Here is a 12,942-nt window from a genome sequence, read left to right on the forward strand (position 1 = left end):
AAGCGTGCCAGGTTGGCCCTTGCGGTGGCCTCGTCGCCTGGCTTGCCGAGGATGTTGCCGGCGAAGACGGCCACCTGGTCCGAGCCGATGATCAAGTGGTCGGGCCAGTCCTCGGCCAGCCGACTGGCCTTGGCCAGCGCCTCGGGAGACTCCCCAGGTCGGGGAGTTTCATCGATGTCGGGACTGGCCCACTGGAAGGGAATTCCCAGGCGTTCGAGCAATTGGCGGCGCCAGCGTGAACCTGAGGCAAGGACGAGGCGTGTCATGCGGTTGTCTCCATGATCATCGGGTGGAAGTGGCCATTGTAATGCCTTGTCGTGCCACGAGTGACAGGCTTTGACAGGAAGAGGGCGAGTGCCTATCATTGCGCGCCTATGTCGACCTCACTGCTCCCCGGCTGGATCGAGCCCTACAGGCTCGCAGCTCGAGAAGAACACCTTGAAGGGGTGATGCCCCTCAGCGGTTTTGCGCGCCTGGCCGAAGCGGTCGGGTCACAGTCCGGTGATTGTCGTGTCTGGCTCGACTTCGGTATCGACACTCAGGGTAGACGGCAGATACGCGGGCATCTTGAGGCATCCCTGCAGCTGCCTTGTCGACGCTGCCTTTCACGGATCGACACGTCCGTGGACAGCGAATTTCTGTTGGGCATGGTGTCGAGCGATGCCCTGGCGGCGGAACTGCCCAGCACCCATGAACCGGTTCTGGTGGAAGACGAACAGATGAACCTGCTGGCGATGGTGGAAGATGAATTGATCCTCAGCCTTCCCCAGGTGGTTTACCACGACGAGGCCGATTGCAATGTCTCGCGCGACCAGCTGACCAGTGGGGCCGAGGAGGAGCAGTCCCCGACGCCCCCTGAGAGTCCTTTCGAGGTGCTCAAGCGTCTCAAGGACAAATCCTGATTCATCATCGATTGCAACATTGCACTCTGGAGTGACATCCCATGGCAGTTCAAAAAACCCGCAAGACCCGTTCCAAGCGTGGTATGCGTCGTAGTCACGATGCGTTGACCGCGCCGGCCCTGTCCCAGGACAAGGAAACCGGCACGACGCACCTTCGCCATCATGTGGCTCCCGATGGCTATTACCGGGGTCGCAAGGTCGTCGAGGTCTGAAACCAGCCTGTCTCGGCTGATGTCGGGGTACTGACCGATCGTGCGTATTGCCGTTGACGCCATGGGCGGGGACCTGGGTCCTCGTGCCACCGTTCAGGGGGCAGCCAGCGCTGCCAGTTCGGATCCCGATCTCGAGATTCGGCTCTTCGGTCCCCGACGGCAACTCGAAGACGAGGTTTCCTGCCTGCCGCGGCTGCTGGTCGCGGCAGGCTCGCGTCTGCAAATCGTCGATGCGCCCAGCGTCATCGGTCAGGGCCAGTCGCTTTCCGACGCTCTTCGCCATGGCCAGACCACCAGCATGGGGCGAATGCTTGACAGCCTCTCCCGCGGCGAGGCCCAGGCGGGGGTCAGTGCGGGTAATACCGGGGCCTTGATGGCCCTTTCCCGGCGATCCCTGGGCACGCTGCCCGGGATTCCTCGTCCGGCCATCAGCACCGCCATTCCGACGCGCAACCGTGGCCGTTGCTATCTGCTGGACCTGGGCGCCAATGTCGAGGCATCGGCCGAACGCCTGGTGGATTTCGCCCTCATGGGCGAGGCCATGGCGCGGCTGGTCGATGGAATCTCGGCGCCACGCGTGGCCTTGCTCAATGTCGGTGTCGAGGGAGCCAAGGGGACGGCCAGCGTGCGCGAAGCCGATGCCCTCTTGCGTCGTCAGTCCGACATGGCCTATTGCGGCTACGTGGAAGGCGATGGCATCTTCGGCGGCTCGATGGACGTGGTGGTCTGTGATGGCTTCGTCGGCAATGCGGTGCTCAAGGCCAGTGAAGGCCTGGCGAGGATGCTGGTAGAGAGGGTCCAGGCGACCTTCGTGGCCCACTGGAGCAGTCGCCTGGTGGGGCTGCTGGCGAGGCCTGCGCTGAGACGACTCAAGGGTGAACTGGATCCGGTACGCTATAATGGTGCCAGCCTTCTCGGGCTTGCCGGGATCGTCGTCAAGAGCCACGGTGGTGCTGACGCGACAGGGTTCCACTTCGCCCTGAGGCGTGCCGTCCAGGAAGTCCGTCACAACCTGCCGGGCAGGCTCGCCGCCGAGCTTGACCAGCGACGCTCGGCCATGGAGGCGACCCCTCCATCTCGATTCGATGAAGGGTCCGGCATTCCGGGGCCGGCGTCGCAGGACCATGCCGAAAATCATCAAGAGTAAGGGTACTAGACATGACTCAACCTCTCGCCCTCGTGTTTCCCGGTCAGGGTTCCCAGCAGGTCGGCATGTTGCGGGAACTGGCAGAACGTTACAGCGTGGTGGGCACGACCTTCGAGGAGGCATCCGATGCCCTCGGCTATGACCTCTGGTATGACCTCTGGCAGGTCGTCCAGGAGGGGCCCGAGGAGTCGCTCAATGCCACCGCCTGCACCCAGCCGGCCCTGCTCAGCGCCAGCGTGGCGATCTGGCGTGTCTGGCAGGAGCTGGAAGGCCCAAGGCCCGGCGCCATGGCCGGCCATAGCCTTGGCGAGTACAGCGCTATGGTATGCGCCGGTGCACTGCCCTTCGCCCAGGGCGTCCAGTTGGTGAAGTTTCGCGGAGAGGCCATGCAGCAGGCCGTGCCCAAGGGCGAGGGTGGCATGGCGGCGATCCTCGGTCTCGAGGATGCCGAGGTCGAGAAAGCCTGCGCCGAGGCCGCCGAGGGAGATGTGGTCAGCGCCGTCAACTATAATGCCCCGGGTCAGGTGGTCATCGCCGGTTCCAGGGCCGCCGTCGAGCGTGCCATCGTTCGGTGTCAGCAGGCCGGAGCCAAGCGTGCCATGCCCCTGCCGGTATCGGTCCCATCGCATTGTGCGCTGATGCGTCCGGCCGCCGAGCGCCTTGCCGAGGCATTCGGCGACATCGACCTGCGGCCGCCGCGCTACACCGTGGTCCAGAATGTCGATGCCCAGGCCCATGGCGATGTCGAGACCCTGCGTACCCGCTTGATCGAGCAGCTCTATCAGCCGGTACGCTGGAGGGACTGCGTCGAGTTCATGGTGGAAGGCGGCGCGGATGTCTTCATCGAATGCGGGCCGGGCAAGGTGCTGACTGGGCTGGGCAAGCGGATCTCCCGGAGCAGCAAGGGCCTGGCGGTCAACGATCCCGACAGTCTCGAGTCCGCCCTGACACTGGCCCGCGACGCCTCCTGAATCCATTGTGTCAATTTCACTTCAGCAGCAAGGTGAACCACCATGACAACCGAAGCTAGAGTGGCCCTGGTTACCGGCGCCAGCCGTGGGATCGGCAGGGCAATCGCCCATGAACTGGGGCGCCAGGGCCGCATCGTGATCGGCACGGCGACCAGCGACGAGGGGGCCCGGAGTATCGATGATGACCTGCGTGATCTGGGGATCCAGGGCGCCGGGCGTCGCCTGGACGTTACCGACAAGGCCAGTGTCGATGAGGTGATCAAATCGATCACCGATGAATTCGGCGCTCCGACCATCCTGGTCAACAATGCCGGAATCACCCGGGACAACCTGTTGATGCGCATGAAGGAAGACGACTGGGATGCGGTCATCGATACCAATCTCAAGTCGGTCTATCGTGTCAGCAAGGCGTGTTTGCGTGGCATGACCAAGGCCCGTTTCGGGCGTATCCTGTGCATCAGTTCCGTGGTGGCATCCATGGGCAATTTTGGCCAGACCAACTACGCTGCAGCCAAGGCCGGGATGGAAGGCTTTGCCCGGGCCCTGGCTCGTGAGGTATCGTCGCGTGCGATTACCGTGAATTGTGTGGCGCCGGGCTTTATCGCCACCGACATGACAGAGGCCCTGCCCGAGGAGCAGCACAAGATGCTTCTGGGCCAGATTCCGCTGTCACGACTCGGTCAGCCCGAGGAAATCGCCGCCGCGGTTGGCTTTCTCACGGGAGAGACGGCGGGGTACATCACCGGCGAAACCCTGCACGTCAACGGTGGCATGAACATGCGTTGATACTCCCTGTTTCGGGCGGTTGCGTCCACCGGGGGGGCATCTATACACTACCCCGCAGTTTTGGCTTGCGGATACTAAGTGGCTGGTTCTCTGAACGGCTAATGTGAACGACTGGAGTACGTCATAATGAGCACCATCGAAGAGCGCGTTAAGAAGGTTGTGGCCGAGCGCCTGAACGTCAAGGAAGAAAACATCCAGAATTCCTCTTCCTTCACCGAAGATCTGGGCGCTGATTCCCTGGATACGGTCGAGCTGGTCATGGCGCTCGAAGAGGAGTTCGATACCGAGATTCCCGACGAGGAAGCCGAGAAGATCACCACCGTTCAGGAAGCCATCGACTACGTGAACTCCCACCAGTAAGTCACCTGCAAGCAGGGTGGCGGTGAGCGCCGCGAGTTGACCTTCCGGAGATTTTATCTCCAACGAGAGCCGCCCCGATTGTCGGGCGGCTCTCGCATGTATGTCACTTGCCAGGGCGGTAAAGGACAGGGAGACTCGGGTATAGTGTGTCGCAGTCGGCACCGGCTGATCGGTCGTCGTTTCACCAAGGATGTCTGGAGGAAAGCGGATGGCTCGTAGAAGGGTAGTGGTGACAGGTATCGGCCTGGTCACGCCGGTAGGGAATTCCGTCGACGAGAGCTGGGCCAGTATTCTGGCCGGCAGGAGCGGTGTCGCCCCGATCGAGCATTTCGATGTCAGCGGCTCCAATACCCGCTTCGGGGGATCGGTCAAGGACTTCGATATCAGTCCCTACCTGAATCCCAAGGATGCCCGCAAGATGGACCTGTTCATCCAGTACGGCATCGCCGCGGGCGCCCAGGCGATCTCCGATGCCGGAATCGAGGGCACCGAGGAGAATGCCGATCGCATCGGCGTGGCGATCGGCTCCGGTATCGGCGGGTTGCCGATGATCGAGCACAATCACAATGCCCTTCTCAACGGTGGCGCGAGACGCATATCGCCCTTCTTCGTCCCCGGTTCGATCATCAACATGATCTCGGGGAACCTGGCGATCCAGCATGGGTTTCGCGGCCCCAATATCGCCATCACCACCGCCTGTACGACCGGTACCCACAACATTGGGTACAGTGCGCGCACGATTGCCTATGGCGACGCCGACGTGATGATCTGCGGCGGGTCCGAGATGGCGACCACGCCGCTGGGCCTGGGGGGCTTTTCCGCCGCCAGGGCACTCTCCACCCGCAACGACGATCCGGCAGCGGCGAGTCGCCCCTGGGATCGGGATCGCGACGGCTTCGTGCTCTCCGATGGGGCCGGCGTCATGGTGCTGGAGTCCTATGAGCATGCCCAGGCCCGCGGTGCGACCATCTACGCCGAGCTGACCGGCTTCGGCATGAGCGATGATGCCTATCACATGACCTCCCCGCCCGAGAATGGTCGCGGTGCGGCCCTGTCCATGCGCAATGCCATTCGTGATGCGTCCCTGAACCCCGCCGACGTCGACTACATCAATGCCCATGGCACCTCTACCCAGTCCGGCGACCTGGCCGAGAGTCGCGCCGTGGAGCGGGTGATGGGGGATGCTGCCAAGTCGGTGGCGGTGAGTTCCACCAAGTCGATGATCGGTCATCTGCTGGGTGCGGCCGGCGCGGTGGAGGCGGTCTTCTGTGTGCTGGCGATCCGCGACCAGGTCGCGCCGCCGACCATCAACCTGGAAAACCCTCAGGAAGGCTGCCACCTGGATTATGTGCCCCACACCGCCCGTGACATGAAGATCGAGGTAGCCATGTCGAATTCCTTCGGGTTTGGCGGCACCAACGGTACCCTGATCTTTACCCGGACCTAGGATCTGCCTTGAGCGTAGCCTCTGTCGAGAATGGCTGGCCACTGGACGACCGGGGACCGGCCTATGGCGATGGCCTGTTCGAGACGGTGCTGGTGGGTGATGGCGAGCCCCGCTTGTGGTCCGAGCACCTGGCAAGGCTCGAGCGCGGCTGTCGGGTGCTGGGACTCCCGGTTCCCGCCCGGACAGAGCTGGAGCGTCCCCTGGCTGAAGCGGGGCCTGGCTGGCATGTCCTCAAGCTGATCCTGACGCGCGGCAGCGGTGGGCGAGGCTACCGTCTCCCGCCAGATCCAGTGCCTCGCTTGCGCTGGCAGTTCAAGCCCTTCTCGCCGCCGGTGGGTCTCTGGCAGGAGGGCGTTCGCGTCCGACACTGCCACCTGTCGTTGGCTATCCAGCCGGCCCTGGCAGGGATCAAGCATCTCAATCGTCTGGAGAATGTCCTGGCGCGGGCCGAGTGGTCAGACGACGAGACCGCCGAGGGTATCCTCCGTGACACCCGGGGACGGCTTGTCGAAGCGACCTGCATGAATCTTTTCTGGCAGCGTGATGGCTGTCTGGAAACTCCACGACTGCATCGCTGTGGGGTGGCCGGCACCCTGCGCCAGGCGCTGATGGCACGACTCTCGATCCGCGAGGTCGACGCCGGACCGGAGGTGCTGCAAGAGGCACAGGCGCTGTGGCTGGGCAACTCCCTCCAGGGCCTCTGGCCGGTGACCCGGCTCGATGATGCTGATGGCCGGTCGCTGGCGGGCTGGGCGATCACCCCTGATCACCGGACGCTGCAGGCAGAGGCCCATGCCCTCCTGGGCTATCCCGTCCCCGATGGGGCAAACCACTGAACGAGGTAGCGCATGTGGCGTCTAGTCAAGGTACTGCTGTTACTGGTCATCCTGGCCGCGGGCAGCCTCTTTGCCGGGTATCGCTACTGGGAGTCGCGTCTCGAGGCACCGCTGAATCTCGACGCCTCTACCCTATATGAGGTGCCCAGTGGGGCCGGTTTCAATCGTGCGGTTGCCGATCTGGCGGCGCAGGGCGTCATCGGGGATGACTGGGCCTTTCGCCTGTTGACGCGCCTGGAGCCACAGAGCGTGCCGAGCCTGCGGGTTGGGGAGTACCGGCTGGAGCCCGGCATGTCCGGACGCGAGTTGATCGCCCTGCTGGGCAGCGATCGTGTGGTGACCTATCCGCTGACCATTCCCGAGGGATGGACCTTCCGCCAGATGCGTGACTTCCTGGGTGGCGCTCCCAAGCTCGATCACCGCACCACCGGCCTGAGTGACGCGGAGGTGATGGCCCTGCTGGACCGCGAAGGGCAGCATCCCGAAGGCTGGTTCTTTCCCGATACCTATCGCTACCACAAGGGAGTGAGTGACCTGGAGATCCTGCGCCAGGCACTGACCCGCATGGAGGGCATTCTCGAGGAAATCTGGGCCGAGCGCGATGACGACCTGACCATCGAATCGTCCTACGAAGCCCTGATCATGGCCTCGCTGATCGAACGCGAGACCGGTGCGCCTGAGGAGCGTCGCGAGATCGCCGGTGTCTTCAAGCGGCGCATGGAGAGCGGGATGCGTCTGCAGACGGATCCGACGGTGATCTACGGCATGGGGGAACGCTATGACGGCCGCATTACCCGCGCCGACTTGCAGGAGGATACCCCCTACAACACCTACACGATCGACGGCCTGCCGCCCACGCCTATCGCCATGCCGGGGCGCGCTTCCCTGGAAGCGGCGGTCAACCCGCTGCCCGGTGAGACACTTTATTTCGTTGCCCGTGGGGACGGCACCCATCACTTCTCGCGGACTCTTCGCGAACACAATAATGCGGTCAACCGCTACATCCGCAATCGTTGATCCTGGAGCGGACAATCCCATGACCGAACGTGGACGATTCATCACCCTGGAAGGCGGCGAGGGCGTCGGCAAGTCCACGAACCTGGCACTGGTGACAGACTGGCTCGAGGCCCGGGGGTTTGAGGTAGTTCAGACTCGCGAGCCCGGCGGCACTCCCCGGGCCGAGGCTATCCGAAAGCTGCTGCTCGATCCCGGCAGCGAGGAGCCCCTGGATCATGATGCGGAACTCCTGCTGGTGTTCGCCGCACGGGCCCAGCACCTGGCCCGGGTCATCCGCCCGGCGCTGGCGCGGGGCGCCTGGGTGGTCTGTGACCGTTTCACCGATGCCACCTTTGCCTACCAGGGCGGGGGGCGCGGGATCGCGTCGTCCCGTATTGCCGGACTCGAAGCCTTCGTGCAACAGGGTCTGGAACCCGACCTGACGCTGCTGCTGGACATGCCCGTATCCGGTGCCCAGCATCGACTGGGCGGCCGGCTTGACCGCCAGGGCGGGGAGCGAGATCGTTTCGAGCGTGAACGCGCCAGCTTCTTCGAGGCGGTGCGCCTGGCCTACCTGGAACGGGCCGCCACCGCGCCGGAACGGATGGTGGTGGTCGATGCCTCGGCGGCGCTTGCCGAGGTCCAGGCCCGGCTGCTGAGTGAACTGGAAAGGCGGGTGTCGGCATGGCAATGAATGAAGTCGAGGCCCTGGTGCCGCCGCCCTGGCTGGCATCACGGGCCCGGGAGCTGATCGATCAGGCCCGCCGCGGGCGTTTGCCTCATGCCGTGCTGTTATCGGGGCCTCGTGGCCTCGGCAAGCAGGCCCTGGCCGAGTCACTCATCGCCTGGACACTGTGTGCCGACCCCGGGGATACCGCTTGTGGCCACTGCCACGGGTGTCGCATGCTGCTCGCCGGTCATCATCCCGACCTGATGCGGGTCGCCCCGGAGGAGGGTAAGCGCCAGATTCGCATCGATCCGATTCGCGAGGTCAATGGCTTCATCAGCCAGACCGCCCAGCAGGGTGGGCATCGGGTGATCCTCATCTCGCCGGCGGAAGCCATGAACGTGGCGTCGGGCAATGCCCTGCTCAAGAGTCTCGAGGAGCCGGGTGACAGGACGCTCTTCCTGCTTCTGTCCGACCTTCCCTCGCGGTTGTTGCCGACCATCCGGTCGCGTTGTCAGCACTGGAGCCTGCCCCCACCGGCCCTGGACGCCTGTCTGCCCTGGCTGGCCGAGCGCCTGGGCAGCGAGGAGGAGGCGCGTTTCTGGTGGCAGGTGGCGGGGGGGCTGCCGCTCGAGGCACTGGCCCGGGCCGAACCGGAGGCCCGGGCGCTTCGCCAGCAGCTCGTCGATACCTTCGAGGCGCTGGTCCGGGGCGGCGAGCCGGTGGCCGAGGCGGCCAGGCTCGATCGCCAGTCTGCCGAGGCCATTCTATGGTACGGTATCGCCTGGTTGGAGGACCTGATCCGTCTGGGGTTGTCGGGGGACAGCCAGGGCCTGCGTAATCCCGATCTCTTGCCCTTGTATCGGCAGGCGGTCAAGAATGCCCGAGCCCGCGACTGGTTCCGGCTTCTCGATTACGCCCGCGAGCAGCGTCGGTTGCTGGCCATCGGCGGAAACCCCAACCCCCAGCTGGTGCTGGAAGCCTGGCTGGTTCGCTGGTCAGCGCTGTTGCGTTCCTGACCCTGACTCGATGGATCCATTCATCCGGAGGCGCCCATGGCCGCTCAGAAAGCCCTGTCCCTGACTATCCAGGATGTTCCGACCCTGCTCTCGGCCTATATGTCATCGCTGGAACGGGGCGGCATCTTCGTGCCCACCCGCGAGCGCTACGAACTCGGACAGGAGGTCTTCCTGTTGCTGATGCTGCCCGGTGAGACCGAGCGGGTTCCGGTGACCGGACAAGTGGTCTGGGTCTCGCCGGAAGGGGTCTCGGGACGTCGAGTCCCGGGCATCGGTATCCACTTCAGTGCCGAGGACAAGGTGGTTCGGGATCGCATCGAGGGTCTGCTGGCCGGCCAGCTCGACAAGGGCGCGCCAACCTATACGCTCTAAGAGCGCCTAGCGCCTAGCGCCATGTGCCCCTCCATTTACATCGGTTGTTTTCTGCATGTTCGTCGACTCCCATTGCCATCTCGATCGCCTCGACGCCGCCACTCATGACGGCAACCTCGCCGCCGCCCTGGATGCGGCCCGGGCTCGTGACGTACGCCAGTTCCTCGCCATCGCGGTGACCCTCGACGACGTGCCGGCCCTGGCCGACATCGGCCGCGCGCATGACGATGTGGTGATCTCGGCGGGTGTGCATCCCCTGCATCAGGTCGCCGAGGAACCCAGCATCGAGGCGATCAAGGAGGTGGCCGAGCGTTTCGAGGTGGTGGCCATCGGCGAGGCGGGTCTCGACTATCACTACCTCCACCCGGATCGTGTGGATTGCTTGCCGGTACCTGTGCCCTCCCGGGAGGTGCAGCGCGAGCGCTTTCGCCGACAGCTGATCGCCGCCACCGAACTGGAACTGCCGGTGATCGTCCACACCCGCGATGCCCGCGAGGACACCCTGGCGCTGATCCGTGAGCATAGCGATCCGGCCGTGGGCGGGGTGCTGCATTGCTTCACCGAGGATCTCGACATGGCGCGGGAGGCGGTGCGCCATGGGTTCTATATCTCGCTGTCCGGCATCGTCACCTTCCGCAATGCCGAATCGCTGCGCGACGTGGCGCGGCGAGTACCGCTGGACCGGCTGCTGGTCGAGACCGACAGCCCCTATCTGGCCCCGGTGCCGCATCGCGGCAAGCCCAACGAGCCTGCCTGGGTGGTTGAGGTGGCCGAATGCATCGCCGAAACCCGCGGCATCAGCGTCGACGAGGTCGCGATGCAGACCACCGCCAACTTCTATCGTCTCTTTCATGCCGCCGTCCCTCAGGCCCCCGAGGGCGTGAAGGATGCCCTGGCCGGTGCCGGTCTGGTATAGCCCGCCATGCACCTGATCCCCCAGTTGACCCCCGAACAGCGTGCCGTCGTCGAGCATGATTCGGGACACGCCCGAGTGGCTGCGGTGGCCGGTGCCGGCAAGACCACCACCATGGTCGCCAGGGTGTTGCATCTGCTCGCGCGGGGAACCCCGCCGGAGCGGATCCTGGTATTGATGTTCAACCGCTCGGCCAGGGAAGACTTCCAGGCACGGCTCACCGCCATGGCGCCCCCTGGCCAGTCCCTTCCCGATGTGCGAACCTTCCATTCCCTGGGCCATCGCCTCACCCGAAGCCTGACGCGCTGGGGCGTGCTCTCCCCCCGCCAGCTGCTCACCGCCGACTGGCAGGTGGAACGCCTGCTTCGCCAGGCTACGCTGTTCGCCCTGGCCGAGGATCCCGACGCCCGGGAAGCGGCCCTGGAAGCCGAACGCCTCGAGGCGCTGGCCAACTTCTGTGCCCTGGTCAAGGCCGAGATGGTGGCACCCGCCGAGCTCTATGCACGCCTGGACTTCGGTGAGGCAACCGAGCATTTTCCCGCCACCTTCGTACACGCCGAACGGCTACTCGCCGACCAGGGTCTGATGGGGTATGCGGACCTGCTCTATCGCCCCCTCCAGGCGCTGGAGGGCGACGCCAGGCTGTGTGCTCGGGTCCAGGGTTTTCTCGATCAGGTCATCATCGACGAGTATCAGGACATCAACGTCGCCCAGCAGCGCCTGCTGGCACTGCTGGCCGGCCGTGACGCCGAGGTCATGGCGGTAGGGGATGCCAACCAGTGCATCTATGAATGGCGGGGTGCTCATCCCGAGACGATGCTCCAGCGGTTCACCGAGACCTTCGGCGAGGCCCGTGACTACCCGCTCTCCACTACTTTTCGCCATGGCCACGCCCTGGCCCTGGCGGCCAACCATGCCATCGAGGCCAACCGGTGCCGCCCCCCCGACCAGCTCTGCCTGGCCGCTCCGGATAACCCCGCGACCCGCCTGGCCGTGGGGCAGGGCACCGGGACCCTGCTCGAGACCCTGGCCCACTGGCGGGCGGAGGGTCGCCGGCTAGACGAGGCCGCCGTACTGGTCCGCAGCTGGGCCCTGTCCGTCCCGCTCCAGCTGGCGCTGCTGCGGGCCGGGATCCCCTTCCGGCTCGCCCGGGAGGACCGCTTCGTCTTCCGCCTGCCGCTGGTTCAGGCCCTGGCGGGCTATCTCCAGCTGGCCCTGGATGCCGGTCGGCTCTTGGACCCGAAACAGTTGCAGCTGCTACTGTCCCAGCCCACCTCCTTCGTTGCCCGTGAACGCCTCACCGCCCTGGCCGAGCGGCTGGCCGAGACCCAGCATTGGCCGGAGCGACATGATGCCGTGCTCATCGGGATCAAGCCCTTCCAGCGCCGCACGCTCAAGCGGCGTTGGGCGCTGCTGTGTGAACTGCCAAGACTTGCGGCCTGGTCGCCCTCCCGGCTGCTCCAGCACGTGGTCGAGGCCGTGGAGGCAGAGAAGGTTCTGAAACGGGCCGCCGCCCGTCGGGACAAGGGCGAGGAGGATGTCCGTCTGCTCGATGTGCTGATCGAGGAGGCCGTCGAGCTGGGAACCGACACCGCGGCCTTCATCGAACTGTTGCGCCGGCCGGTGGAGAACCGCGCCGACGGGGTGCTGATCACCACCGTGCATGGCGCCAAGGGGCTGGAATGGCCGCTGGTACTGCTGGCCGGGGCCAACGAGGAGGACTTCCCCCACTACAGCCGCGACAATCCCCTGTCAGAGCAACGCCTCGAGGAGGAAAGGAGACTCTTCTATGTGGCCATCACCCGTGCCCGGGAACAGCTGGTGATCGTCCATGACGGGGGTAGCCATCGTCCCAGTCGTTTCATCGCCGAGACGGCCTGGGAGGACTGCCGGATCGTCAGCGCGCGTCTTGCCGGCAGCCAGGATGATGCCTATACCCCACCCTTGGCGGTCTCCTTTCCCGACCTGGTCGGCCGCTACCTCTCGGCCCTTGGCAGCGCCTTGCCCGTCACGTCGGCCGCCCCCGAGGGGATTGCCGAGGGCAGCATGCCCAAGGGTAGCTTACGGGTCGGCCAGCGCCTGCGGCATGCTGTCTTCGGCGAGGGCGAGGTCAGTCTGGTGGAAGGTGATCCGGCCAATCCGGTCATCGAGGTTCATTTCGATCATGCCGGCCGGCGACGCCTGATCGCCCGCCTCGCCCCCATTGAACTGCTCGCAGGAGTCCCGACATGACATCTCCCCTGATCTCCGCCGTCGAACTGGCCGAGGCCCTGGAGGGGCCCCGACCGCCACGCGTCCTGGACTGCCGCGCCCG

Annotated in this window: 15 protein-coding genes; 14 read left to right on the forward strand and 1 reads right to left on the reverse strand. The window is 65.1% G+C overall.

Annotated features, from left to right (window positions below; all coding sequences use genetic code 11):
- Positions 1 to 266 (reverse strand): nucleoside triphosphate pyrophosphatase (locus ACESMD_RS13905; RefSeq protein ID WP_372614152.1); only part of this gene is annotated, 266 nt, incomplete at its 3' end.
- Positions 267 to 374: 108 nt separating this feature from the next.
- On the opposite strand from ACESMD_RS13905, the gene ACESMD_RS13910 reads away from it, so the two are divergent.
- The 14 genes from ACESMD_RS13910 to ACESMD_RS13975 all read left to right on the forward strand — a co-directional run bounded on the left by ACESMD_RS13910 (position 375) and on the right by ACESMD_RS13975 (position 12,860).
- Positions 375 to 902 (forward strand): YceD family protein, encoded by a 528-nt coding sequence (locus ACESMD_RS13910; RefSeq protein ID WP_372614154.1) that lies wholly within the window; start codon positions 375 to 377, stop codon positions 900 to 902.
- 41 nt (positions 903 to 943) lie between these two features.
- Positions 944 to 1,114 (forward strand): 50S ribosomal protein L32, encoded by a 171-nt coding sequence (gene rpmF, locus ACESMD_RS13915; protein WP_372614156.1) that lies wholly within the window; start codon positions 944 to 946, stop codon positions 1,112 to 1,114.
- Positions 1,115 to 1,154: 40 nt separating this feature from the next.
- A complete protein-coding gene (gene plsX, locus ACESMD_RS13920) occupies positions 1,155 to 2,261 on the forward strand; it encodes a phosphate acyltransferase PlsX (protein WP_372614158.1) in 1,107 nt (368 codons plus the stop codon).
- An 11-nt stretch (positions 2,262 to 2,272) separates the two neighbouring features.
- Positions 2,273 to 3,232 carry an ACP S-malonyltransferase gene (gene fabD, locus ACESMD_RS13925; RefSeq protein ID WP_372614160.1) on the forward strand — a complete coding sequence of 320 codons (960 nt, stop codon included), beginning with the start codon at positions 2,273 to 2,275 and terminating at the stop codon, positions 3,230 to 3,232.
- Positions 3,233 to 3,274: 42 nt separating this feature from the next.
- Entirely contained in the window at positions 3,275 to 4,018 is a 744-nt protein-coding gene (gene fabG / locus ACESMD_RS13930) for a 3-oxoacyl-ACP reductase FabG (protein WP_372614162.1), read from the forward strand.
- Positions 4,019 to 4,144: 126 nt separating this feature from the next.
- Positions 4,145 to 4,378 carry an acyl carrier protein gene (gene acpP, locus ACESMD_RS13935; RefSeq protein WP_372614164.1) on the forward strand — a complete coding sequence of 78 codons (234 nt, stop codon included), beginning with the start codon at positions 4,145 to 4,147 and terminating at the stop codon, positions 4,376 to 4,378.
- 208 nt (positions 4,379 to 4,586) lie between these two features.
- The gene (gene fabF, locus ACESMD_RS13940; RefSeq protein WP_372614166.1) at positions 4,587 to 5,825 is read left to right on the forward strand and encodes a beta-ketoacyl-ACP synthase II; all 1,239 of its coding nucleotides are present in this window, start codon (positions 4,587 to 4,589) and stop codon (positions 5,823 to 5,825) included.
- A gap of 8 nt (positions 5,826 to 5,833) precedes the next feature.
- Positions 5,834 to 6,661: an aminodeoxychorismate lyase gene (gene pabC / locus ACESMD_RS13945; protein ID WP_372614168.1), complete on the forward strand. Its 828-nt coding sequence runs from the start codon at positions 5,834 to 5,836 to the stop codon at positions 6,659 to 6,661.
- A 12-nt stretch (positions 6,662 to 6,673) separates the two neighbouring features.
- Positions 6,674 to 7,678, forward strand: a complete 1,005-nt coding sequence (gene mltG / locus ACESMD_RS13950; RefSeq protein WP_372614170.1) for an endolytic transglycosylase MltG — start codon at positions 6,674 to 6,676, stop codon at positions 7,676 to 7,678.
- 19 nt (positions 7,679 to 7,697) lie between these two features.
- Positions 7,698 to 8,351, forward strand: coding sequence for a dTMP kinase (gene tmk / locus ACESMD_RS13955; RefSeq protein ID WP_372614172.1), 654 nt, complete (start codon positions 7,698 to 7,700; stop codon positions 8,349 to 8,351).
- Entirely contained in the window at positions 8,342 to 9,343 is a 1,002-nt protein-coding gene (locus ACESMD_RS13960; protein ID WP_372614174.1) for a DNA polymerase III subunit delta', read from the forward strand. Before tmk ends, ACESMD_RS13960 begins: the two co-directional genes overlap by 10 nt.
- Before the next feature lie 36 nt (positions 9,344 to 9,379).
- Positions 9,380 to 9,715: a PilZ domain-containing protein gene (locus ACESMD_RS13965; protein WP_372614176.1), complete on the forward strand. Its 336-nt coding sequence runs from the start codon at positions 9,380 to 9,382 to the stop codon at positions 9,713 to 9,715.
- A gap of 55 nt (positions 9,716 to 9,770) precedes the next feature.
- The gene (locus ACESMD_RS13970; RefSeq protein ID WP_372614179.1) at positions 9,771 to 10,631 is read left to right on the forward strand and encodes a TatD family hydrolase; all 861 of its coding nucleotides are present in this window, start codon (positions 9,771 to 9,773) and stop codon (positions 10,629 to 10,631) included.
- A 6-nt stretch (positions 10,632 to 10,637) separates the two neighbouring features.
- Complete coding sequence (locus ACESMD_RS13975) at positions 10,638 to 12,860, forward strand: ATP-dependent helicase (protein ID WP_372614181.1); 2,223 nt, start codon at positions 10,638 to 10,640, stop codon at positions 12,858 to 12,860.
- The last annotated feature ends 82 nt before the right edge of the window (positions 12,861 to 12,942 follow it).

It is taken from the genome of Halomonas sp., from assembly GCF_041689495.1.
Lineage (GTDB): Bacteria > Pseudomonadota > Gammaproteobacteria > Pseudomonadales > Halomonadaceae > Halomonas.